24 protein-coding genes and 1 pseudogene are annotated in these 22,272 nt (G+C 55.7%); 21 read left to right on the top strand and 4 right to left on the bottom strand.

What is annotated here, in order from left to right:
- Positions 1-420 precede the first annotated feature (420 nt).
- From N2A41_RS02210 to N2A41_RS02115, 20 genes are all read left to right on the top strand, one after another.
- Entirely contained in the window at positions 421-1,617 is a 1,197-nt protein-coding gene (locus tag N2A41_RS02210) for a glycosyltransferase family 4 protein (protein ID WP_260110137.1), read from the top strand.
- Between the two features lie 2 nt (positions 1,618-1,619).
- Positions 1,620-2,555, top strand: coding sequence for a glycosyltransferase family 2 protein (locus N2A41_RS02205; protein ID WP_260110136.1), 936 nt, complete (start codon positions 1,620-1,622; stop codon positions 2,553-2,555).
- Between the two features lie 28 nt (positions 2,556-2,583).
- Positions 2,584-3,018, top strand: coding sequence for a hypothetical protein (locus N2A41_RS02200; RefSeq protein WP_260110135.1), 435 nt, complete (start codon positions 2,584-2,586; stop codon positions 3,016-3,018).
- Positions 3,015-4,124, top strand: coding sequence for a DegT/DnrJ/EryC1/StrS family aminotransferase (locus N2A41_RS02195; RefSeq protein ID WP_260057355.1), 1,110 nt, complete (start codon positions 3,015-3,017; stop codon positions 4,122-4,124). Before N2A41_RS02200 ends, N2A41_RS02195 begins: the two co-directional genes overlap by 4 nt.
- Complete coding sequence (locus N2A41_RS02190) at positions 4,121-4,891, top strand: class I SAM-dependent DNA methyltransferase (RefSeq protein WP_260110134.1); 771 nt, start codon at positions 4,121-4,123, stop codon at positions 4,889-4,891. The genes N2A41_RS02195 and N2A41_RS02190 overlap by 4 nt, the downstream gene beginning before the upstream one ends.
- 15 nt (positions 4,892-4,906) lie before the next feature.
- Entirely contained in the window at positions 4,907-6,106 is a 1,200-nt protein-coding gene (locus N2A41_RS02185) for a glycosyltransferase family 4 protein (RefSeq protein ID WP_260110133.1), read from the top strand.
- Positions 6,107-6,191: 85 nt separating this feature from the next.
- Entirely contained in the window at positions 6,192-7,070 is an 879-nt protein-coding gene (locus N2A41_RS02180; protein ID WP_311202885.1) for an ABC transporter permease, read from the top strand.
- Positions 7,070-8,389: an ABC transporter ATP-binding protein gene (locus tag N2A41_RS02175; protein WP_260110131.1), complete on the top strand. Its 1,320-nt coding sequence runs from the start codon at positions 7,070-7,072 to the stop codon at positions 8,387-8,389. Before N2A41_RS02180 ends, N2A41_RS02175 begins: the two co-directional genes overlap by 1 nt.
- Positions 8,386-9,366: an NAD-dependent 4,6-dehydratase LegB gene (locus N2A41_RS02170; protein WP_260110130.1), complete on the top strand. Its 981-nt coding sequence runs from the start codon at positions 8,386-8,388 to the stop codon at positions 9,364-9,366. Before N2A41_RS02175 ends, N2A41_RS02170 begins: the two co-directional genes overlap by 4 nt.
- On the top strand, positions 9,359-10,072 hold the full coding sequence (locus N2A41_RS02165; protein WP_260110129.1) for a nucleotidyltransferase family protein: 714 nt from the start codon (positions 9,359-9,361) through the stop codon (positions 10,070-10,072). The genes N2A41_RS02170 and N2A41_RS02165 overlap by 8 nt, the downstream gene beginning before the upstream one ends.
- A complete protein-coding gene (locus N2A41_RS02160) occupies positions 10,065-10,910 on the top strand; it encodes an NAD-dependent epimerase/dehydratase family protein (RefSeq protein WP_260110128.1) in 846 nt (281 codons plus the stop codon). Before N2A41_RS02165 ends, N2A41_RS02160 begins: the two co-directional genes overlap by 8 nt.
- A 1-nt stretch (position 10,911) precedes the next feature.
- Positions 10,912-11,982 (top strand): radical SAM/SPASM domain-containing protein, encoded by a 1,071-nt coding sequence (locus N2A41_RS02155; RefSeq protein WP_025393231.1) that lies wholly within the window; start codon positions 10,912-10,914, stop codon positions 11,980-11,982.
- Positions 11,983-12,098: 116 nt separating this feature from the next.
- On the top strand, positions 12,099-13,115 hold the full coding sequence (locus N2A41_RS02150; protein ID WP_260110127.1) for an N-acetylneuraminate synthase family protein: 1,017 nt from the start codon (positions 12,099-12,101) through the stop codon (positions 13,113-13,115).
- Positions 13,112-13,789 carry a glycosyltransferase family protein gene (locus tag N2A41_RS02145; protein WP_260110126.1) on the top strand — a complete coding sequence of 226 codons (678 nt, stop codon included), beginning with the start codon at positions 13,112-13,114 and terminating at the stop codon, positions 13,787-13,789. The genes N2A41_RS02150 and N2A41_RS02145 overlap by 4 nt, the downstream gene beginning before the upstream one ends.
- Positions 13,771-14,736 (top strand): PseG/SpsG family protein, encoded by a 966-nt coding sequence (locus tag N2A41_RS02140; protein WP_162119357.1) that lies wholly within the window; start codon positions 13,771-13,773, stop codon positions 14,734-14,736. The genes N2A41_RS02145 and N2A41_RS02140 overlap by 19 nt, the downstream gene beginning before the upstream one ends.
- Positions 14,733-15,434 (top strand): WbqC family protein, encoded by a 702-nt coding sequence (locus N2A41_RS02135; RefSeq protein ID WP_222281630.1) that lies wholly within the window; start codon positions 14,733-14,735, stop codon positions 15,432-15,434. The genes N2A41_RS02140 and N2A41_RS02135 overlap by 4 nt, the downstream gene beginning before the upstream one ends.
- Positions 15,431-16,063 (top strand): PIG-L deacetylase family protein, encoded by a 633-nt coding sequence (locus N2A41_RS02130; RefSeq protein ID WP_260057347.1) that lies wholly within the window; start codon positions 15,431-15,433, stop codon positions 16,061-16,063. Before N2A41_RS02135 ends, N2A41_RS02130 begins: the two co-directional genes overlap by 4 nt.
- Positions 16,048-16,914, top strand: a complete 867-nt coding sequence (locus N2A41_RS02125) for a hypothetical protein (protein WP_260057346.1) — start codon at positions 16,048-16,050, stop codon at positions 16,912-16,914. The genes N2A41_RS02130 and N2A41_RS02125 overlap by 16 nt, the downstream gene beginning before the upstream one ends.
- Positions 16,915-17,035: 121 nt before the next feature.
- Positions 17,036-17,893, top strand: coding sequence for a glycosyltransferase family 2 protein (locus N2A41_RS02120; protein WP_260110125.1), 858 nt, complete (start codon positions 17,036-17,038; stop codon positions 17,891-17,893).
- Positions 17,890-18,912 (top strand): class I SAM-dependent methyltransferase, encoded by a 1,023-nt coding sequence (locus N2A41_RS02115; RefSeq protein ID WP_138390730.1) that lies wholly within the window; start codon positions 17,890-17,892, stop codon positions 18,910-18,912. Before N2A41_RS02120 ends, N2A41_RS02115 begins: the two co-directional genes overlap by 4 nt.
- Before the next feature lie 133 nt (positions 18,913-19,045).
- Here N2A41_RS02115 and N2A41_RS02110 read toward each other — a convergent pair.
- Positions 19,046-19,168 (bottom strand): annotated as a pseudogene (locus N2A41_RS02110) (sugar phosphate nucleotidyltransferase); the annotation flags it as partial.
- A gap of 117 nt (positions 19,169-19,285) precedes the next feature.
- Between N2A41_RS02110 and N2A41_RS02105 the strand changes: the two are divergent.
- On the top strand, positions 19,286-20,074 hold the full coding sequence (locus tag N2A41_RS02105; RefSeq protein ID WP_260110124.1) for a glycosyltransferase family 2 protein: 789 nt from the start codon (positions 19,286-19,288) through the stop codon (positions 20,072-20,074).
- A gap of 43 nt (positions 20,075-20,117) precedes the next feature.
- On the opposite strand, the gene N2A41_RS02100 is transcribed toward N2A41_RS02105, so the two are convergent.
- Genes N2A41_RS02100 through N2A41_RS02090 form a run of 3 tightly spaced genes read right to left on the bottom strand, consistent with a single transcriptional unit; the run spans position 20,118 to position 22,107 of the window.
- Positions 20,118-20,921, bottom strand: coding sequence for an anti-sigma factor family protein (locus tag N2A41_RS02100; RefSeq protein WP_260110123.1), 804 nt, complete (start codon positions 20,919-20,921; stop codon positions 20,118-20,120).
- Positions 20,918-21,523: an RNA polymerase sigma factor gene (locus N2A41_RS02095; protein WP_260057343.1), complete on the bottom strand. Its 606-nt coding sequence runs from the start codon at positions 21,521-21,523 to the stop codon at positions 20,918-20,920. The genes N2A41_RS02100 and N2A41_RS02095 overlap by 4 nt, the downstream gene beginning before the upstream one ends.
- A 47-nt stretch (positions 21,524-21,570) precedes the next feature.
- Positions 21,571-22,107, bottom strand: coding sequence for a tetratricopeptide repeat protein (locus N2A41_RS02090; protein WP_260110122.1), 537 nt, complete (start codon positions 22,105-22,107; stop codon positions 21,571-21,573).
- Positions 22,108-22,272 lie beyond the last annotated feature (165 nt).

Raw genomic sequence — 22,272 nt, 5'->3', positions numbered from 1 at the left:
TGCTTTCCCGCTCCAGATTTTGATGGCCATTCAAGCACCATAGAAGAAATTGTCGATCACCGTCTCGAGTTTGCAACGACACCCTCCACACAGGTCCAACTTTGCTTGTGACCGGGCCGTTGTGGGTGTTGTCGTGATCGCAGGATATGCTAAGGCGAATACCAGGAATTAATTAGGTGCAACTGAATGGATGACGCGGATGCCCCTCGCGCCAATTGGTGAGAGCGCCGTTTTGCGGATCTCCCTGACGATCAATTCGTGACAGCATCCGCTGGCTGTGACCCTCTTACAATGGGGACGAGAAATTGAGGAGCGAGATCCGCAGTGTCAGATTATCTGTGAAAAAACGACGCGGTTCTCCGGCCTGATCGAAATGTGAAGTAGCCGTCTGCTGGCGCAGACGCCGAGGTTAGTCAAAGCATGAAAATTGGCATCTTGTTAGAAAACCCGATTCAGGTCGGTGGCGGATTCAATCAAGCAATCAATGCGATAGTACAACTCCAGCGTATCATCGGAAAACAGCATGAGGTCGTGGCTTTCACGACGATCAAAGCCAATCTGCAGCATCTCAAGCGGCTTGAAGTTCCCGCAGAATACCTGCCTGCCGCCGGAAGGCTATCTCGAATTGCACTCGCCGTGTTGCGCCGCCTGAGCCGCAAGGAAATTGGCAAAGCGTGGATGGCAAGCAAAATCGAAAATGCGCTGCTGAAAGCAGGCATGGATCTAGCGTATTTCGTTACCCATTCCTCAACTCCGACCTATTTCCGCAAGCTCAACTACATCACGACCGTCCTTGATCTCTGTCATCGGGACGATCTCGAATTTCCAGAAGTGAGCTCCGATGGCAGATTCGAAGAACGAGAGCGGCACTTTTCCACATGCCTGCCACGTGCCGTCGCCGTCATGGTGGCATCACATCAGCTACTGAAGAGAATCGTCGTTCGCTACGGAATTGACGAAGAGCGCATGATTGCGATGCCGTTCGAGCCCTCTCCGTTCTTAAGTGAAGCGCATTCGATCGATCGGACAGCCGTGCTCGGCAATTACGGGCTGAGGGATGGCTATTATTTCTATCCCGCGCAATTCTGGCCTCATAAGAACCATATACGCATTCTTGAAGCGGTCTCGTTGTTAAAGAAAAAGACGGCCGTTAATTCCGACATACGCGTGGTCTTTTCGGGTGCGGACAGCGGTAATTTGGCCCGGATCAAGCAGCAAGCGCAGCGGTTAGGCGTCTCTGACAATGTGACGTTTCTCGGCTTTGTGCCGGTTGATCACATGCGCGCGCTTTACGAAGGCGCTCTGGCCGTCGTGATGTCGACTTATTTTGGCCCGACCAATCTACCGCCGTTGGAAGCCTGGGCAGTCGGCCGCCCGTTGATCTATTCGGCGCATCTCAATGAACAGGTCGGCGATGCGGCGTTGTTTGCCGACGCTAATGACGCAGAGCAGTGGGCCGAAGCAATGTTGCGCATTCGGGATCCTGCGGTGGCAGTTGATCTGATCGAAAAAGGGCGTAAGCAGCTAAAGGCGATCGACACGGAGCGGCTCGAAGCCGAGACCCTATTCGTGCATAGGCTCGAGCAGTTTGCGCAACGCAGGAAATGCTGGGAATAATCATGGAATGCGCACCAGTCATACTTTTTGTCTTCAATCGTCCCATGCATATGGCACGAACCGTCGCTGCATTGCAGGCAAACGAATTGGCGGAACAGACGCCGCTGTTCATTTTTTGCGACGGTCAGCGCAATGAAAAAGAAGCGGAACGCGTGCGCCAGGTCCGTGAACAGGCAAAGGCGGTAACGGGTTTCAAGTCGGTCACCGTCGTCGAACGTGAAAGAAATTATGGCCTTGCAGGTTCTATCATCGATGGCGTGGGCCGCCTGTGCGAACAATATGGCCGCGTCATCGTCGTCGAGGATGATCTGATAACTTCGCCTGACTTCTTGCGCTATATGAACCAGGGGCTGGATCTTTATGCAGATGAGGAGCGCGTCGCCAGCATTCACGGTTACGCCTATCCAGTCCCCAATGACGATGCTCCCGAGAGCTATTTCCTACGTGGGGCGGACTGTTGGGGATGGGCCACGTGGGCCCGGGCATGGAAACATTTCGAACCCAATGGGGCTAAGCTTCTGATGGGCCTGAAAGAGAAAGGCCTTGCCAAAGCTTTCGACTACGGTGGGAACGCCTTTTTCATCGCGATGCTGCGCAATCAAGTCAAAGGCAAGAATCAATCTTGGGCGATCAGGTGGCATGCCAGCGCTTATCTGGACAATATGCTGACCCTCTATCCTCGCCAGAGCCTTGTGGAGAACTCAGGGTTTGACGACAGCGGAGTCCACTGCAGCGATGTCGATTATTACGCGGGCAACCTCGGGCATGCGCCGGGGAAATTGCAAAAGATCGATGTTGAAGTTAACGAACAAATGCGACTGCGCGTGTTGGGCTTTTTCGCAAAGATGCGCCGCCGGCGGATGAATGATTTTTACAAGCTCGTATTCTCGGCCGGGGTCAAGCGCATACGCAAAGTAGTCGGTTTGGCGACATCCTGACGCATCGGTCGATTTGGGAAAGAGAAACATGATAGAAAAGATCACGAACGGTGGCGAACTGCAGGCCATGATATTGCGGTCGAACTACACGTTCGATGGCATCCAATTCTTCACGCCGGACGAATTTTCGCAGCAACTCGCCTATATGAAGCGACCGACGGGCTATGTCATCCAACCCCATGTTCACAACGCCGTCGCGCGCGAGGTTTTCTACACGAAGGAAGTCCTGCTTATAAAGTCGGGCGTAGTCCGCGTGGACTTCTATTCCGACGCGCAGGAATATTACGAAAGCGCCATACTGCGCGCAGGCGACGTCATACTGCTCGCCTTCGGCGGACATGGTTTTGAAATTATCGAAGAAGCTGAAATCATCGAAGTCAAGCAGGGGCCTTACGCCGGGGAATCCGACAAGACGCGATTTGTACCGTCAGTGCGCGAACTGAAGATAAAGGGTGCCGAATGATTCCGGTTAATGAGCCGCTGCTGAACGGTAACGAAAGTAAGTATCTGCTGGAATGCATCGAGACCGGTTGGATTTCCTCCGAGGGCCCCTTCATCACACGCTTTGAGCGTGAGTTTGCCGCGACTGTCGGCCGCAAGCACGCAATCGCCGTTGCGAATGGTTCGATGGCTCTCGACGCTGGCATGATGGCGCTTGGCCTGGAGGAAGGCACTGAGGTCATCATGCCGTCCTTCACGATCATTTCCTGTGCCGCAGCCATCGTGAGAGCCGGTTGTGTGCCGGTTGCGGTGGACTCGGATCCCCTCACCTGGAATATCGATCCGACGAAGATCGAAGCAGCTATCACTCCGAAGACGCGCGCCATCATGGTGGTACATATCTACGGCCTGCCCTGCGATATGACCGCGATCAACGAGATCGCCCGCCGCCACGACCTCAAGATCATCGAAGACGCTGCAGAAATGCATGGACAGACATATAACGGCCAGCCTTGCGGCAGTTTCGGCGATGTCAGCATTTTCAGCTTCTATCCCAATAAGCACATTACCACAGGCGAAGGTGGCATGATCGTCACCGATTCCGACGCCCTTGCCGACAGATCTCGGAGCCTGCGAAATCTCTGCTTCCTGCCTGCCCGCCGCTTCGTTCACGAGGAACTGGGCTGGAATATGCGTATGACGAATATGCAGGCGGCTCTGGGTTGCGCGCAGCTTGAGCGCCTTGCGGAATTCGTCGAGCGCAAACGTGCGATGGGCAAACTGTATACCGATCTGCTTCAGGACCTGCCCGGCATTCAACTGCCGTTGCCCGAAACAAGCTATGCCCGGAATATCTATTGGGTCTATGGCATCGTTCTGAAGGACGAGATCGATTTCGACGCAGCCGAAGCGATGAAACGATTGGCGGCTAAAGGCGTAGGCAGCCGTCCGTTTTTCTGGCCGATGCACGAGCAGCCCGTTCTGCAGAAGATGGGATTCTTCAAGGATGCAGGTCTTCCCATCGCCGCAAAGCTTGCGCGCCGCGGCTTCTATATTCCAAGCGGCATGGCGTTGAGGGAAGATCAAATTCGCGAAGTCGCGGGTATCGTGGCGGAGGTCATCCGTTGACGACCAGTTTCGGATTGTACTCCCAGTATTACGACCTTCTCTATAAGGACAAAGATTACGAGGGCGAAACAGCTTATGTGAAAGCTCTGCTGGGGCGTTATGCCACCGGCCCGATCTCGCAGATTCTGGAGCTAGGCTCCGGCACCGGCATTCACGCCGAGAAGATCGCAGAAGACGGATATGGGGTGCTGGGGGTAGAGCTGTCGGAAACCATGCTTGCGGCGGCCATGCCGAAGGCGGCACAGTCGGGCGGCAAACTTGATTTCACGCTGGGCGATGCACGCACATTCCGGACGGATCGGCGATTCCAGGCGGTCATCTCCCTTTTTCATGTTCTGAGCTATCAGACGTCCGATGCCGATCTCGAAGCGATGATGGAGACTGTCTCCCACCATCTCGAAGATGGCGGAATTTTCATATTCGACTTCTGGTACGGACCAGCAGTCCTTTGGCAGCGGCCGAGTACCCGCGTCAAGCGCTTGGAAAACGACGAGATTTCCGTCGTTCGCGTCGCAGAGTCGGTGGTGCATGACGCCGAGAATATCGTGGATGTCAATTACACGATCTTCGCGACGGAGAAGCTGAGCGCCAAGACCGAAATGGTTTGCGAAACCCACCGCATGCGCTACCTCTTCCTGAACGAGATAGATCGTCTCCTGACGAATGCTGGGATGAGCCGTGTGATTGCCGAAGAGTGGATGTCCAGTTCGACACCGGGGACCGAAACCTGGGGCGTCTGTGTCGTAGCGCGCAAGAACGCGGGCTGACTGTTGGCGATACATTTGGACAGCCGAATTACCTTGCGTCGGAAGAGGATTGGCTTCTATCTGGGAGTAAGCCGCCATGCCGGTGGTATGTTCCAGTACGCGCAAAGCCTCGTGCAGGCCCTGTCTTCAATCGACGGCACGGACGTGGAAGTCATCGTTGCCTATGGTGACGAAGCCTGGCGCTCTGAACTTGATGCCAGCCCGCTGAAGGCCGTCCCGCTGCAGCACTGGGAGCGGGGTGAGACACTTGCCAAGCTGTTCATGGTTCTGCCCGGGTCCGTAGCGCGCGTCGTCGCGAGATGGGTGAACCCAATCGTGCGTGAATTGGCATCTCTCCAATGTGATCTGTGGATTTTTCCGGCTCAAGACGTCCTGACCTGGCAGATCAAGGAGCCCTCGATCGCAACCGTTCACGATTTGATGCACAGATATGAACCCAGCTTTCCAGAAGCCGGAAGCTGGTTGCGATTTCAACTGAGAGAAAGCCGGTTCCGTCACCTTGCGAACCAGAGTGCTGCCGTGCTCGTCGATTCCGAAACCGGGCGGCGGCATGTCATGGAAAGCTACGGCACGCCAGAAGATCACATATGTCCACTGCCTTATATCGCTCCGAACTATCTGACAGATTCGGTTGAGACGTCCGCCTTCGCCGAACACTACCGACTTCCGGAAAAATTCTATTTTTATCCGGCGCAATTCTGGCCCCACAAGAACCATGTGCGGCTCATACAAGCGCTGGCAGCCGCGCGCAGGACTCATCCGGACATGGAACTGGTCTTGGCGGGCAACACAAAGCGCGAATATGCGGCCGTCAAAGCCATGGCGAGCGAGCTTGGCCTCTCCCAAGCGGTTCATTTCGTCGGTTATGTGCCGGATTCGGATCTGGCTGGGTTTTATCGTCGTGCCCAAGGGTTGGTCATGCCGACTTTTTTCGGCCCGACAAACATTCCGCCGCTTGAAGCGATGGTGTGCGGTTGCCCCGTTTTGATATCGGACAAGTATGGTATGCGTGAACAGTGCGGCGACGCGGCTCTCTATTTCTCGCCGCAATCCGTCGAGGAAATTCAAGGGGCAATGAACCGCCTGTGGGAAGATGAAGACCTACGTTCCTCTTTGATCAAAAAGGGGCTTGAAAGAGCTTCCTTGTGGAAGCAAGAAGATTTCGACCACCGTCTGAGAGAAATTTTGGGGCGTGTCCTCGATCGAGTCGCGTGATACATGGCGTCGGTCCATGCGGTCCCCTGAGGCCCTAGAAAATATGGCACGAGCAACGGCTAACGGAGAGTTTGAGCGCATTAATATGACAGGTCACGTGACAAAACAGGAAAGGGAAAGCGGCACCGAACCCTGGGATATAGTCATCAAGCCGTCCGGCACCATCAGCGTCGGGCTGACGACTGCGTGGAAATATCGTGAACTTATCTGGATGTTCTTCAAAAGAGATTTCACGACATTCTACAAGCAAACCGTGCTTGGGCCGATTTGGTATCTTATACAACCGATACTGACGACGATCACCTATTACATCGTCTTCGGAAAGATTGCCAATCTCTCCACCGATGGAATTTCCCCGCTTGTCTTTTATATGTCCGGCACCATTATCTGGAATTATTTCTCAGCTTGCCTCACCAATAACTCAGAAACATTTTCGAAAAACTCGAACTTGTTTGGAAAAGTGTATTTCCCCCGGCTAGTCGTACCACTCGCAGTCGCGATGAGCGGCCTGGTCGCATTTGCCATCCAATTCACGCTTCTGCTTACGATCTCGTTTGTTCTCTGGCTTAGCCAGGATGCTATAGTGATCAGCCTGCGTTTCGCTTTCGCGACACCATTGATTTTGCTATATGTTGCAACGCTTGGTGTGGGAATGGGACTCTTGGTTTCCGCGCTGACAGTTCGATATCGTGACCTGGTTTATGCCGTCGGTTTCGTTACGCAGCTTTGGATGTATGCGACACCCGTCGTCTATGCTTTCAGCCAGGTTCCCGAACGATATCAATGGTTTTATTACCTCAATCCGATGACGACTCCGGTTCAGGTATTCCGTTGGGCGCTTTTCGACGCGTCGCCGCTTCCTCTGAGCATTTGCCTGGCGAATGTCGCGGCCACTTTGATTATTATAATTGGCGGCTTGATACTTTTTGCGCGGGCTGAGGCAACCGCTATGGATACCGTTTGATGAATGATATCGTTATACACGCCGAGAATGTCAGCAAACACTATCGCTTGGGTATCATCAATCACGGCACCTTGTACCGTGACCTCCAAAGCTGGTGGGCGCGGTTGCGCAATCTGCCGGACCCCAATGCCTCCGTGTCGGATTACGCTTCCGACAGACAGAACAAGGCTCGACTTAAGAACGATATTTTTCACGCCCTGGATGATGTCTCCTTCGAGATTTCCCGCGGCGATATCGTTGGCGTCATCGGTCGCAATGGGGCAGGCAAGTCGACCCTTCTGAAGCTGATGTCTCGCATAACGCGTCCAACCTCGGGCTATATTGGCATTCGAGGCAGGATTGCGAGCCTCTTGGAAGTCGGAACCGGCTTCCACCCCGAACTCACGGGCCGCGAAAACGTTTACTTAAACGGTGCCATTCTTGGAATGACACACTCCGAAGTTCGCACGAAGTTCGATGAAATTGTCGAGTTCGCAGAAATCGGCGAATTCATCGACACCCCAGTCAAACGTTACTCTTCAGGCATGTATGTTCGACTTGCCTTTTCCGTTGCGGCACATCTGGAACCCGAAATACTTCTTGTCGATGAGGTTCTGGCAGTTGGCGACGTCAACTTCCAGAACAAATGTATGGGCCGAATGCGGGAGGTGACCAAGGCGGGCCGAACAATCATGTTCGTCAGCCATAATATGACGGCTGTAAGCAGTCTTTGCCCTCGATCCATTCTGTTGTCCGACGGTCGCGTTGCTGCCGTGGGCAGTACGTCCGATGTCATTCGCGCCTATCTCGACCGGCCTGAACTGAGCGGGAAGATAGATTTTGAAATCGACCCACAGGATGTCGACGGCAAGGCGGTGATCTCTCGCCTTTCCATCCGATACGAAGACGGCGAGCTAGCACAAACCGTTGAACTCACGAAGAATTTTATCGTCGAGATGGAGTATGAACTGCGCGAGCCACTGACAGGGCTTTCCGTCGGGCTGCAGATCATGATGGAGGATGGTTATTCCCCGATCATCAGCCTGTCCGATCCGGAACTCGACGTAAGCCGCCTCGACACCCGGCCTCCAGGTTATTATCGGGCGCGAGTAGTCATTCCGGCTGGCTTGTTGAACACCGGAATCTTTTATCTCCGCGCCGGCATTTCCAGCCGTTTTTCGATCTATTCGGTGGTTGAGGGTATTCGGTTCGAAGTCGAAGACAATGTCGGGATCATCCAGATGCTGGGCCAGCAACGAAAACCATCAATTTCGGCAATCCAGCTCCCCTGGGATGTAAAGATGCTCTACCGCCGCGATTCTGAGGGCTTATTGAAATGAGGAAAGTACTTGTGACCGGCGCGGACGGCTTCATCGGCTCCCATCTCGTTGAAACCCTGACAAGGGCAGGCGTCGAAGTCCGCGCCCTTTGCCAGTACAACTCGTTTTCCAGCTGGGGCTGGCTGGACCAGTCTGAATATCGCGGCAAGTTCGAGGTCATTCTTGGCGACGTTCGCGACCCGGCGCAAATGCGTGCCATCGCAAAAGGCGTTGACACGATATTTCATCTGGCCGCTCTCATCGCTATTCCCTATTCCTATCAGGCGCCGTCCAGCTATGTGGACACCAACATTAATGGCACGTTGAATGTACTTCAGGGCGCTCTCGATGCCAGCGTTGGCCGCGTCATTCAGACCTCGACCAGCGAGGTCTACGGAACGGCTCGCTTTGTCCCAATCAGCGAAAGTCATCCGCTGCAGGCACAGTCGCCCTATTCGGCGTCAAAAATCGGTGCTGACGCGATGGCATACAGTTATCATTCGAGTTTTGACCTACCGGTGACGATCGCACGGCCCTTCAACACTTTCGGCCCGCGACAATCTGCAAGGGCGGTTATTCCGACTGTGATTTCACAGCTTCTGAGTGGACGAACGACGCTGAAGCTTGGTGCGCTCTCGCCCACCAGGGATTTCAATTTCGTCCAGGATACATGCGACGGCTTTCTGGCGCTCGCGGCCTGCGACGAAGCCATCGGACAGACGGTCAATATCGGCTCGGGCAGCGAGATATCGATCGGCGATACCGTTCGGCTGATCGCCGACGTCATCGGCGTCAGCGTGGAGATCGAATGCGACGAACAGCGTTTGCGTCCGGCAAATAGCGAAGTGGAGCGTCTGTGCTGCGACAACAGCCTGATCAAGTCTCTGACAGGATTTTCGCCGCGTTACAGCTTGGAAGATGGTCTGAAAGCGACGATCGACTGGCTGCGTCAGCCGCAGAACCTGGCGAGATACAAGGCGGATATCTTCAATGTCTAGGCGCGCAGTCATTCTGGCGGGCGGAATGGGAACGCGGTTGCGGCCCTATACCGTCGTGCTTCCAAAGCCTCTGATGCCGATCGGCGACTATCCTATTCTTGAGGTGATCATTCGTCAGCTGATATCAGGCGGATTTCAGCATATAACACTTGCCGTCAACCACCAGGCTGAGCTGATCAAGGCTTTCTTCCAGGATGGCGACAGGTGGGGTGTACGCATCGATTATTCGCTCGAGGACGAGCCTCTCGGCACCATGGGGCCGCTGCGGCTGATAAAGGATCTGCCGGAGAATTTCCTAGTGATGAACGGCGACATTCTGACGGATCTCAACTATGCCGATTTTCATGATGCTCACGTCCGCGACGGGAATATATTCACGATCTCGTCCAAGACGCGTCAGCATCGGATAGACTATGGCGTTCTTGACACCGGCGAGGCCGGGCTGCTGACCAGTTTTCGAGAGAAACCGACGGCCGAATACAAGGTCAGCATGGGCGTCTACATGGTGTCTTCGAGGGCTGTCGAGCACATACCACAAGGTGGCGCCTACGGCTTTGATCAGTTGATGCTTGATCTTCTTGCGGCCGGAAAACCGGCCACGGTTCGAGATTTTGCGGGCTATTGGCTCGATATCGGACGGCCTGACGATTATGCCTTGGCGATCGAGCAGTTCGAATCCATGCGCTCTAGGTTCCTGAATGGTTGATGCCATCGTCACCGGTGCTGGCGGTTTTCTCGGGAGCCGTCTCGTCAGACGGCTCAAGGAGGCCGGTTTTGACGTGCTTGCGCTTGACCGAACACATGGAGATATTAGCGAAGAAAAGGTTTGGCAGGAGCTTCCCCCGGCGCGCACGCTGTTTCACCTTGCCGGCAGGACATTTGTTCCAGATAGCTGGAGCCAAGGACCGAGTTTCACGGCCGCCAACGTCCTCGGAACGCACCATGCTTTGAACTGGTGCAAGCGGCACAAGGCCAAACTCGTGTTCGCAAGCGCCTATGTTTACGGAGTGCCTGACCGGCTGCCGATCCGTGAAAGCGATCTGGTCAGGCCGAACAACCCTTATGCTCTTTCCAAACATCTTGCCGAACAGCTTTGTGAGTTCGCCGCCACGCACGAGCAGATACCGGTGGTAGTATTGCGTCTTTTCAATATATATGGCGCAGGGCAGCGCCCCGAATTTCTGATACCGACGCTTCTGAACCAGATACGGACCAAGCAGGAAATACAGGTCCTGGATCTCAATCCCCGGCGTGACTATATCTTCGTTGAAGACGTCCTGAGCGCCTTTACCAAGGCCATGGACGCCGTGGAAGGCTACCATTGCATCAATATCGGCTCCGGAATGTCGTATTCGGTGCAGGAAATAATCGACATCTTGCAAGAAGCTGCCGGCGCTGCTCTACCTGTGGTGTCATCTTGCACAGTTCGGCGGAATGAAATACCTGACGTGCGGGCCGATATCACGCGGGCTCGCACGGTTCTCGGATGGCGGCCGGAATGGGATCTGCCGGCCGGGATGCGCGCGATGATGAAGGAGTCGTAAATTGAACGAACGTTACGTTCCGATCAACAAGGGCAACTACTCGATGGACACGGACGAGCGCGAAGCCGCGTTCGATAAGTTCCGGGGCGAAGGGTGGGAAGCAGAATACGCGGATTACCGTCGCAAATGGTCGGAATATGCCCTGAACCAGCAGGTTTCGGACTATCCGCTTCTGGTCGATCTCGAGCTTGCGTCGATCTGCAATCTGCGCTGCCCGATGTGCTATACGATCAGCGACGAGTTCAAGAAAAGTGTGAACACGACGCGGATGGACTGGGATCTCTACTGCCGTATCATCGATGAGATCGGCGGCAAGGTTCCTGCGATCCGTCTGTCGCTGCGAGGCGAGGCCACGCTGCACAAGCGCTTCGCCGACTGTGTGCGCTATGCCAAGGACCATGGGATCAAGGAAGTCTCGACCCTGACGCACGGCTTCAAGCTCAACAGAGACTATTTCGCTCAGCTCGTCGATGCCGGCATCGACTGGATCACCGTTTCGATCGACGGCACCGGTGAGACCTACGAGAAAATCCGCAAGCCGATCAAGTTCGAGGCGCTACTCGACAAGATCAAGGACATCAAGAAGTACAAAGACGAGCGCGGGCTCCACCGTCCGGTCATTAAGGTGCAGGGCATCTGGCCGGCGATCAGGGAAAATCCGGATCTCTATTATGAAACTTTTGCGCCTCACGTGGATCTTGTCGCCTTCAACCCGCTGATCGACTACCTCGGGAACGATTCCGACGTTCAATATCTGGATAATTTCACCTGCCCACAGCAATACCAGCGCCTCGTCATCGGGGCCGACGGGCTTGTGATGAAGTGCTCGAACGACGAGGAAAATCGCGAAGTCATTGGTGACGCGACGACGGAGACGGTACACCAGATTTGGCACGGCGAAAAAATGAATGCAGTCCGCGCCTTGCACAAAGAACCGCAGGGCTTCTTGAAAAGCGAAGTATGCCGGCGATGCTACCTGCCTCGCCTGACGGATGACGAGCCGACCGAAATCTGCGGCCGGAAAGTGATTGTCCGAAATTACGTGGATCGGGCTCAGGAAATCGGAAAATAGAGAAGCGGCAGGGAGTCGTATACCGGTCATGTGCGGGATGACATCACACAGAACTGGACTGAGCTGTGTTACCGCTATTGGAACGCCGGCTGTATAGTGAATTGCGGGAGTAGCAGATGTTCCGGAACTACCGACCTGACCGGTGTTATATTATCGCCGAAATCGGCGGGAATTTTACGACTTTTGACCAGGCAAGACGGCTGGTCGACGAGGCAAAGTCGTCCGGCGTAGACGCTGTCAAGCTCCAGACTTATCGCGCGGAGACCCTCTCGAGCCGCAACGCCATGTTCGATATGGAAAACACCGGCGTTACCTCGCAATTCGAGCTTTTCCGCAAATATGAAATCGGTCACGAGCTTCACGAAGCGATTTTCCGCTATGCCGAGGAGCATGGGCTGGACTGGTTTTCGTCGCCCTCACACGAAACAGATGTCGATCTACTGGAGAAGTGCGGGGTTGGTGCCCACAAGGTGGGTTCGGACGATGCGGTCAACATTCCCTTTCTCCGCTATCTGTCAAAAACGGGAAAGCCGATAATCCTGTCGACGGGGATGTCGACGCTCGACGAAGTTCGGGAATCCGTTGCCGCAATCAAGGAGGCGGGTAATCAGAAGCTCATTCTGCTGCACGCCATCACAAGCTATCCGACGCATCCGGAAAATGTGAACCTGCGTGCAATGCAAACGATGATGGAGGCGTTTCCGGATCTCGACGTTGGCTATTCCGACCATACATTGAACCCTGTCGCGAGCCTTTGTGCGGCCGCGATGGGCGCCCGGGTCATCGAGCGGCATTTCACCTACGACAAGGCCGCCGATGGTCCCGACCACATGCTCTCGGCCGATCCGGCGGAAATGAAATGGCTTGTGGATGCGATACGCGCGTTCGAGGTGATGAAAGGCAGTGGTCGCAAGGAACCGGCTGCAAGCGAGGCGACAACCAGATTGAACAACCGCAAGAGCGTCGTTCTCAATCGACCGCTCAAAGCCGGTGAATTCATCTCCCCCGGCGACATTTCGGTTAAGCGGCCGGGGACGGGAATCGAGCCTAAGCATCTCGACACTCTCGCCGGGCGACGATTGATAAGGGATCTCGATGGCGATGCCGTCCTCCAGTGGAGCGATCTGGCGTGAGGCTTGGAATCATCATCCAAGCGCGAATGGGATCCACCCGATTGCCGGGAAAGGTGCTTCGCGACATTTCCGGCAAGCCGCTTCTCGCACATGTCCTTGGCAGGCTTCAGATGCTGAAGCGGCCGGCCAAGATCGTCGTCGCGACATCATTGGCCGGCGAGAACGACATTATCGAAACTTGGTGCCTCAAGCACGGCGTCAGCTGCTTTCGCGGAGACGAGGCCGATGTTCTCGATCGCTATTTCGAATGTGCGAGATCGCTTGGGATGTCGGATATCGTGCGATTGACGGCGGACAATCCCTTCACTGATATCGAGGAGCTGGAGAGGCTGATCGACCTGCACCAAAAGCAGGGATTCGACTACACGCACGCGTTCGGTCAGTTGCCCATCGGTGTCGGCGCCGAGATATTTACGTTCGAAGCGCTCTCACGCAGTCATCGAGAGGGGATGCTGCCGCACCATCGCGAGCACGTGAATGAATACTTCACGGATCGGCCGGAGTTGTTCAAGATTGGCCAGCTCGATGTGCCTCCAGCCAAAATATCCCCAAATCTGCGCCTGACGGTAGATACTGAGGAAGACTGGAGACGTGCTTGTGCTCTGGCAACGCGGGGGGGTGGGAACTGGGTTGGGACAGAAGAAGCGATCAGACTATGTTCGTCTTCTGCATAGAAAGTTCACATGCACGCGGCATGGGGCATCTGTTTCGGTCGTTGACGCTCGCCACCGAACTGCGTTCACGCGGTCATCCGGTCCTATTTTTAGCGAACGATCATCCGAATTCGTTGAGGGTCATCCGAGAGCGCGGCTTTGATGTGGCGCTTTATGATCTCGCCTCCGTGACCGGATGGGAGAATGGCTTTATTGAACCCGATGCATCATCTTCAGTCTGGATTAATGACCGCCTGAACACGCAGCGATGCCACAGCGAGGCGATTAAGCGTTTGGGCGCCAAGCTCGTTACCTTTGATGATCGTGGTGATGGCGCGGAACTTGCCGACATGAATATCTGCGCTCTCCTGTTCGAAGAGACTGAGGATCTCAAGGGCAAGGATGTTCGGCTGGGGGTGGAGTATATGATACTCAATCCTGAAATCGCTAGTTATCGCAGGCTTCGGCAAAGCCTTGCATCGATCCTTGTCACGCTCGGCGGCGCCGATACCTACGGAGTGACCGTCCGCGTTGCCAAATGGCTGAGCAGCAAGTCTTTTCCCGTCACCATCGTCACTGGCCCGAGCTTCCAACACATGAGGGAGCTTGAAGAGGTCGTCGCGACCGCTGCACCGGGTCGGTTCAAACTGCTCAACCAGGTGCCATCGCTTGCGGCAGAGATGCATGGGCACGATCTGGCGATTACCGGCGGCGGTGTTACCCCATTCGAAGCCTGTGCGGCGGGCCTGCCGTGTGTGGTGATCGCCAACGAACCTTTTGAAATCCCGGTCGGGCGTGCGCTCGAAGATCTGGGAGTGGCGTTCTTTGCCGGGCATCACTCGGCGTTCGATCTCGGCATCCTGGAAACGCCGATCCCCATCCGGAGCATGAGCGAGACTGCTATGACCAAGGTCGACCTTGGCGGGGTCGGCCGCGTTGCCGACTTGCTGGAAAGATTGGCTGCATGACCATTACAGCGGTTATCCATCAACCAGACTTCGCTTCATATCTCGGCTTTTTCCAGCGTTTTCTGAACGCCGACCTCTATATCGTTCTGGATCACGTTCAGTTTGTCCATGGCACGAGCAAAAGCTGGACGCATCGGGATAAGATAAAGACGGCGCAGGGCGATCGGTGGCTCACCGTTGGCATCAGAAAGCCAAGTCTCGGCACTGCGATCAATGCCGTGGAACTGGCGCCCGGCACCGGCTGGATAGACCAAAACCTTTCCCTGCTTCGCGAAAATTATCGCAAGTCTGCCGGTTGGAGCGAGGTCTTTCCCCGTATCGAGGCCCTCTACGGCAAGCGGTTCGAGCTGTTGGCCGATTTTAACATGCATTTCCTCGAAGGCATTCTGGAGATGCTTGAGATAACCATGCCGACGGTGCGGGCGAGCACGTTAAGCCCTGAGGGGCATAAGAATGAGTTGCTTGTCGAACTGCTGCGGAAAGTCGGAGCAACGCGTTACCTCTCAGGTCTGGGCGCGCGCGACTACATGCGGCCTGAGGTGTTCGAGGCAGCCGGGATCGAGATCGAATGGCAGCATTTCGTCCATCCCGTCTATCCGCAGCCCTTCGGCGAGTTCATGCCCTATCTCAGCATTCTCGACACACTGCTGAATTGTGGTATTGCAGGCACGCGTGACCTGCTCTGGAGTTGCAAATGAATATTCTCGCGATCGGTGCCCATTTTGACGACGTGGAACTGGGCTGTGGCGGTGCACTGGCACGTCATGCTGTAAACGGCGACACGGTGTATGTCTATGTCGCGACCGTATCCGGCTTTTCAAACCAGTATGATCAGTCCGTGCGCAGCAGCCAGGTCGCCAGAGCGGAAGCGGATGCCGCGATGGAAATTCTCGGCGTCCACAAAATGTTCTGCGGCGAGTTCAAAACGCTCCAGATCGAATTCGTCGACCCGCTGAATATCGAGATCCTCAAGCTCGTCCAGGATCTGAAGATCGATATGGTTTACACCCACTGGGTCGGAGACATCCACCATGACCATCTGGCCTTGTCGCGGGCGTCACTGCACAGCTGCCGCCATGTGCCCCGCCTCCTGATGTACCGCAGCAACTGGTATCATTCGACCGTCGATTTCAGGGGGAATTTCTACGTCGACATCACCTCCCATTGGGACCAGAAGGAGAAGGCGATCCTTGCCCATGAATCCGAGATGGAGCGCACGGGGCGGAAATGGGTGAGCTTCTTCCGCAACGAAGCCGAGAATGCCGGCCAGCGCATCGGTGTAAAATACGCGGAGGTTTTTGAGGTGGTAAAGTGGCTGCAGCTTTGAGGAAGATTTTGACCTTTGGCTCCATGCTGCTCCCCTATGGTGTGCATGAGCTGAAGCGCAGGCTAAAAAATCGTCACAATCTCTCTGCTGATGTCGCGAGTTCGCTGGCAGAAAATAGACAGCTTGCTGGTCTGCACGCGGGGCAGCGCTGTTTTATTTTAGGCAATGGCCCGAGCGTCAAGGGCCTGGATCTGTCGCAACTTCAGGGCGAAACCGTTATAACCGTTTCCAATGGTTACCTGCACTCCGATTTCGACAAGTTCCAGTCTCGTTATCATTGTGTTCCGCAAATTACCTACGTATCGATGACATCGGAGGATGTGATCGACTGGTTTAAAGAGATGCATTCGCACTTGGGCGCCGCGGAACTGTTTCTCAGTTCCACTGAAGCGGAGCTGGTTCGAAAACACAATCTGTTTTCAGGGCGAACGGTTCGGTATCTCGTGCTCGGTGAAAGCTTCGACGAAAGAACATCAGAGGAAATCGTCGATATCTCTCAACCGGTCCCTCGTGTCGAGTCGGTGCCGGTGATGGCCTTGATGATAGCGATGTATCTTGGTTTCAAAGAGATCATCCTGCTCGGCGTCGACCACGATCGTTTCCTGTCGTCAACCTATAGATACGCGTTCGACCTCAAGGTGCAAAAGGGAAAAGACTTCACCGTAAATGCGGACGGCACCTTGACGAGGACCCTTCACGATGAGTTCCAACAGCTGGCGCGACTGTGGCGGCAGTATCGAGCCATCTCAAATATTGCCAAATCGAATGGTATCCGCATCGTCAATTCCACACCCGGCGGAGCACTGGACGAATTTGAGAGGCGGCCTTTCCAGGCTTGGTTCGAAGAATGAAGCGCCTTCATCCTGCGTCAATACTGGTTGATAGAACAAACGCGCGGTTCGCTGTCACCGATGTGTCTTTTGTGCAACGGCCAGATTTCTGTTGGTTCGTAACGAAAGACGACAATATTTGATGCGTGTAAACGTCCTAGTTCCGGTCTTCAACCGACTTGAGCACACTCGCAAAGTCATAGCGGCCTTGAGGGCCCAAACGGTTGTCGACAATATTCGAATTGTTATCATCGATGACGGCTCCACCGATGAAACGGCTGAGTTCCTCGCGACGCAGCCTGACGTGACGAGCATAAGAGGCGACGGCAATCTGTGGTGGGGCGGAGCCATAGAAGTCGGCCTGAAGCGGGTTCTGCCCGACTGCGGCCCCGAAGACTACATCCTGTTCGTCAACAATGACACGTGGTTTGGCCCGACCTATGTCGAGACATTGATACGGTGTTCACGCGAAAATCGGGATGCTATTGTCGGCAGCGTCGTTCACGAGGAGGAGAGCGACCCGCCTTTGACGGGCGTTGGACCGCGCTTGAACATAAATCGCATTGCAGTATGGGACATTCTCGCCGAGTTGAGCGAAGGGGAGCGCCGGAATCCTAAGCCGCTCTATCAGGCGGATGCGCTCAGCGGTCGCGGAACGTTGTTTCCCGCGGAACTGTTCAAACGGCATGGAACCATGCGTCCGCGTTTCCTGCCGCATTATATGGCCGATTACGAAATATCCATGCGCTTCGCGCGAACGGGCGTACAACTGCTTGTTTCCAGCGAAGCCATAGTTTATTCACCGCCCGTCTACGGCGCTCACGTGTCGAATACGTCTTCGTGGAAGAAACATTTTGGCCGGCGCTCGCCCCACAATGTATTTCAGCGGGTCGCGTTCTATTCTTTGATCGGCACACCCTTGCAACGGATGACAGCGCCATTGCGCATGGGGGCCTTCATGATTATCCGGACGGCCCATGCTCTGCGAGCGAAGAAATGAAAAAGGACAATAACGACGCGATGAAGAGCGATCATCAGATGCAGTGTATTGCCTGCGGTTCGAATATGGAAACATTTATCGAGCGCATATCCGACGATCGATACGGCTGCCCCGGTGTCTATTCGATCGAGAGATGCGTGTCTTGCGGTCATATGACGACGACACCGCCGCTGACGGAAGAGGACCTACCTGGGCTTTACAGTACGTATTATCCACGCCGGGAAGTTGATTTCTCCGCCATAGAGCGAGAAGCTGCGCTGGTAAACAAGCCTTTCGCCGCTTTCAATCGTTGGATGGCCGGCACCGACCACCAAGGCCACTATCTGGCGCAACCTGGTGAGAAGGTACTTGATGTCGGTTGCGGCTCATGCATTTCACTCCTTGAAATGCGCAACAAGGGAATCGAAAGCTGGGGGATCGAGGCGGATCCGAATGTGCGGACGATTGCCGATCACTTTGGTTTGCAAGTCCATATAGGCAACATTTACGATCTGCCTTTTCCCGACATGAAGTTCGACCTGATTGTATTGAATCAGGTGCTCGAACATGTGCCGGATCCCTCGGCCATGCTGCAGGCGGTAAGAGAACGTCTCACCCCCCAGGGTCGCGTGATCATGGCGTTCCCCAATACGGGCTCGTTTCATCACAAGATCTGGAAAGACCGCTGGATCAATTGGCACATTCCCTATCACCAAAATCATTTCAACCGCACCTCCTTTACCAAACTCGCCGGCAAGTTTGGTTACAAGGTCGAAAACGTCAGAACGGTTACGCCTAATCTCTGGTCGGTCCTGCAATTACGCACCGCACGCGAGCGGAAGCAGGAGGGCAAGTCATCATCCACCTGGACGCACAATGCTGATGCAATCCAAGTCAGGCCACCGTTCTTCACTCGGCTGAAGAACGTAGCCCTATCGCGCGGCGCACGTGGGGCCGGGATGGTGATGGGATTGGGCAATCGAATTCTCGATGCCGCAGGCAAGGGCGACAGCCTTCTCTTCGTGCTAAGGCCGATCTAGAAATTCCAGCCCGCTCTCCCGCAAGGTCAGGCGATCGCACTTAAGAGAATTCAACGGAACGCTCCAACTGCGTAGGAGCGGATGTGCGGGCACGGGTGCAGTTCAAGCTCACGCCGCAAGGCCTGGATACAATGAGATATGGCGTGTCAAGAACCGGAAGAAGTTGCTTCGAAACGGCGAGGGGCGCGGGATGGAGCCGAGTGCTCGAGCCCCCGGCTAGCAGGATGCCCTTGCGCAGCTTTTTCTTCGAAGACAAGGGACCTTCTGCATTGATCAAGAATAATCTGCAGTACTGGATTGCGACGCCGCCTTTCCGTCTGCTACGGGTTGGCCAGATTTCGCCCCTTAGAATGTAAGCAAGACACCCGTCAAAATGGCTGCAGACACCGCCGATGCACGTACCCCCCGGATAAGCCTCATCACTGTTTGCTGGAACGCCGAGCGGACCATTGCCGATACGTTGCAGTCCATCGACACGCAAACCTACCGCGATTTTGAGCACATCATCATTGACGGTGGCTCAAGCGATTCCACGCTCGCCATCATCGCTTTGGCGCCGGCGGACAACCGCCGCGTACTTTCGGGACGGGACGGAGGTATCTATGAGGCCATGAACAAGGGGATTGGCCTTGCGAGCGGCGACATCATCGGCTTTTTGAATGCGGACGACACTTTCGAGAGCAGCGACTCCCTCGAAACCGTGGCGGCCGCGCTGGACGATGAAGCCTATGATGGCTGCTATGGCGATCTCATCTATGTTTCCAACCAGCATCCCGATCGCAAGGTCCGTTATTGGAAATCCTGTGCGTTTGAACCCGGTTTTTTTAGAAGGGGCTGGTGTCCGCCGCATCCTACATTCTATGTTCGGCGTCGCATCTATGAACGGTTCGGGACCTTCGATCTGCGTTATCGGCTGGCAGCCGACGTCGAACTTATGATGCGATTTCTGGAAGTCACGCGCATCAGGACCCTTTATATCCCCCGCGTGTTGGTGAGGATGCGCTTGGGGGGCGCCACAAACAAAAACATTCAGAACATATCGCGTCAGAACAAGGAAGTGCTGCGTGCCCTTGCTGATCACGGCTTAAGGGTCTCGACCCTCATGTTCTGGGCATCGAAGCTTGTGAACCGCCTCGGTCAGTTCCTGAAACGAAATCGATAGCAGGATTTGTCAACCCACGATTTCAGGCCGGGCCAATAGCAGGTCAGGCCGCCACCTTCCCCCGCACCCCTTCGGCAATTGCCGTCATCCTGTCCGCCGAGGCATGGCCGATCAGCATGAAGGCGTGCGTGCCGTTCGACCAGTAGACGACGTTCATGCCCTTGCGGCTTTCGAGATCCGGCGCTTTGGGACCGGCATCGGAGCGGACGATGCAGAGCGCCATCGGGCCAGTCTCGGGGTCGAGATAGGCGACCTGGGCAAGCGGTTTGCCGTCATATTGCAGCAGCAAAGCGCGCTTGAAATCGATCCCCGGGAGCGAGACGGCTTCGGGGGAGAGCCAGAGGCCGAGCTTTTCGTCAAGTGGGCCGAGCTGGGCGGCCTGGTCCTCCCTGCCAGGGACGGGGCCAGCGAGCGTTTCCGCGGTATAGTGCGAGATATAATCGGCGACCACGGCGCGCCATTCGCTGTTTTCGTCCTTTGCCGCGAAGCCTTTGCCGATGCCGATGACGGCGCGGTCGATCGCGATGCCGGCGACGAGCGAGGCGGCGAGCGCGCCGAGGAAGCCGCGACGGCTGGCGAATGGGGGCGTGGAGGCGGGTCTTGCGCTCGGCTGCGCCGGGATGGCGGCAAGCATCGTCTCCAGCTTCGCGCGCGGGGCTTCCGACAGCAGCGGGGCGAAGGCCTGCTTGAACGGCAGGCTGGCGCGCGCCAGGAATTCCAGCCGTTCGGCGGTGCTCTCGTCTTCGTTCACAATGGCGTCAATACGCGCGGCCTCTTCGGCCGTCAGTTCGCCGTCGATGAAGGCTGTGAGCTCCTCGTCGGAGGGAATGGTGTGTTTCGTGTTCATTGCCGTCCCCCTTCCGGTCCGGCGCCGGAGAGCTTGGCGCGGGCAGCAGCCAGCCGGCTCATCACGGTTCCGATCGGGATATCCAGTATGCCTGCAACCTCGCGGTAGGAAAGTCCTTCCACATAGGCGAGGAAAACCACCGTCCTCTGCGCCTCAGGCAGCGCATTCACCTGTTTCAGCACCTGATGGGCCATCACGTGCGTTTCGGTGTCGTGTGCGCCGTCGAAGGTCAGCGTCTCCCCGGCATCGACGAAACCCTGACCCTGCCGCACCCGGCGGGAGCGGATCTCGTTCAGCCAGATCGAGTGCAGGATCGAAAACAGCCAGCGGTCGAGCCGGGTGCCGGAGATGAACTGATCGGCGCGCTCCAGCGCACGAAGGCAGGTCGCCTGGACCAGGTCGTCGGCGACATCGCGCTGATGCGAGAGAACGAGACCATAACGCCAGAGCCTTGCCAGATTTTCCGTCAGGCCGCTTCTGATATCCGCTTCGCTCGCGATGGCCGCCTCCGCCAATCCTGCATCCCTCGGAACCGCCGGATGAACCGGCGATTCCATTCTCGCGCGACTATAGGCAGGAAATATGCTGCGCGCGACTGACATTCTTACATCCCTTTTGTGGTTCCGTTTTCCCGCCCGTGACCGGCCGATCAGATCTTCGAAGGGTCGAGGATCGCGGCGTTCAAGTCCTGATATTCCTCGCAATCGGTGCCGCAGATCGCCTTGATCGTGTTCAACTGGTCCTTGGCGAGATCGAGTTGGCCCTTGATGACATAGGCTTCGCCGAGATATTCGCGGACCTTGGCATATTGCGGGTCCATCTTCACCGATTGCAGGTAGTAGGAGATGCCTTCGTCAGTGCGGCCAAGCTTGCGGGTGGCATAGCCGCGATAATTGAGAACTTCCGCCGTGTTCTGGTCCTTGACGGTGTCGAGCACGGCAAGCGCCTCTTCATAACGACCGGCCTTGGCCAGCGAATAGGCATAATCGGCGCGGTTCTCGTCGGAGACGTTGGCGCTCTGCTGCTTGACGCATTTCTTGGTCTTCTGGTCGTAGATCTCGCCCTTCTTGCAGGTTGGCGTTGTGCTACTGTTATCGCCGATCGCAAAGACCGGGCCGGAGAAAACAGAAGCGACAAGGCAGCCGCCGAGAACGATGGAAGCGATGCGGGCTGGCGTGATCGTCATGGGGAAACTCCTCTAGAAGTGACGTTGCGAGGAGAGAACACCGCTGCTTCGGGCTTTATTCGGCTGCCCCTCGCATTTCTTTCATCACGGTTTCGTGAAGCACGCTGATCCGAATAATTTCGGCGTAGGCGTGTTTTCAGTCGTTGCGCCGGGAACGACAAGGAG

Origin of the sequence: Rhizobium sp. SRDI969, from assembly GCF_025152725.1 — a bacterium.
Taxonomy (GTDB): Bacteria; Pseudomonadota; Alphaproteobacteria; order Rhizobiales; family Rhizobiaceae; genus Rhizobium; species Rhizobium leguminosarum_I.
The sequence above is the reverse complement of the archived record's forward strand: the minus strand, read 5'-3'. Positions and strand labels throughout refer to the sequence as shown.

What these genes read in the sequence shown, in the direction of transcription:
- N2A41_RS02210 (WP_260110137.1), top strand. Translation starts at nt 421, where the DNA reads ATGAAAATTGGCATCTTGTTAGAAAACCCGATTCAGGTCGGTGGCGGA.
- N2A41_RS02205 (WP_260110136.1), top strand. Translation starts at nt 1,620, where the DNA reads ATGGAATGCGCACCAGTCATACTTTTTGTCTTCAATCGTCCCATGCAT.
- N2A41_RS02200 (WP_260110135.1), top strand. Translation starts at nt 2,584, where the DNA reads ATGATAGAAAAGATCACGAACGGTGGCGAACTGCAGGCCATGATATTG.
- N2A41_RS02195 (WP_260057355.1), top strand. Translation starts at nt 3,015, where the DNA reads ATGATTCCGGTTAATGAGCCGCTGCTGAACGGTAACGAAAGTAAGTAT.
- N2A41_RS02180 (WP_311202885.1), top strand. Translation starts at nt 6,192, where the DNA reads ATGACAGGTCACGTGACAAAACAGGAAAGGGAAAGCGGCACCGAACCC.
- N2A41_RS02175 (WP_260110131.1), top strand. Translation starts at nt 7,070, where the DNA reads ATGAATGATATCGTTATACACGCCGAGAATGTCAGCAAACACTATCGC.
- N2A41_RS02170 (WP_260110130.1), top strand. Translation starts at nt 8,386, where the DNA reads ATGAGGAAAGTACTTGTGACCGGCGCGGACGGCTTCATCGGCTCCCAT.
- N2A41_RS02165 (WP_260110129.1), top strand. Translation starts at nt 9,359, where the DNA reads ATGTCTAGGCGCGCAGTCATTCTGGCGGGCGGAATGGGAACGCGGTTG.
- N2A41_RS02160 (WP_260110128.1), top strand. Translation starts at nt 10,065, where the DNA reads ATGGTTGATGCCATCGTCACCGGTGCTGGCGGTTTTCTCGGGAGCCGT.
- N2A41_RS02150 (WP_260110127.1), top strand. Translation starts at nt 12,099, where the DNA reads ATGTTCCGGAACTACCGACCTGACCGGTGTTATATTATCGCCGAAATC.
- N2A41_RS02140 (WP_162119357.1), top strand. Translation starts at nt 13,771, where the DNA reads ATGTTCGTCTTCTGCATAGAAAGTTCACATGCACGCGGCATGGGGCAT.
- N2A41_RS02135 (WP_222281630.1), top strand. Translation starts at nt 14,733, where the DNA reads ATGACCATTACAGCGGTTATCCATCAACCAGACTTCGCTTCATATCTC.
- N2A41_RS02130 (WP_260057347.1), top strand. Translation starts at nt 15,431, where the DNA reads ATGAATATTCTCGCGATCGGTGCCCATTTTGACGACGTGGAACTGGGC.
- N2A41_RS02120 (WP_260110125.1), top strand. Translation starts at nt 17,036, where the DNA reads ATGCGTGTAAACGTCCTAGTTCCGGTCTTCAACCGACTTGAGCACACT.
- N2A41_RS02115 (WP_138390730.1), top strand. Translation starts at nt 17,890, where the DNA reads ATGAAAAAGGACAATAACGACGCGATGAAGAGCGATCATCAGATGCAG.
- N2A41_RS02105 (WP_260110124.1), top strand. Translation starts at nt 19,286, where the DNA reads ATGGCTGCAGACACCGCCGATGCACGTACCCCCCGGATAAGCCTCATC.
- N2A41_RS02100 (WP_260110123.1), bottom strand. Translation starts at nt 20,921, where the DNA reads ATGAACACGAAACACACCATTCCCTCCGACGAGGAGCTCACAGCCTTC.
- N2A41_RS02095 (WP_260057343.1), bottom strand. Translation starts at nt 21,523, where the DNA reads ATGTCAGTCGCGCGCAGCATATTTCCTGCCTATAGTCGCGCGAGAATG.
- N2A41_RS02090 (WP_260110122.1), bottom strand. Translation starts at nt 22,107, where the DNA reads ATGACGATCACGCCAGCCCGCATCGCTTCCATCGTTCTCGGCGGCTGC.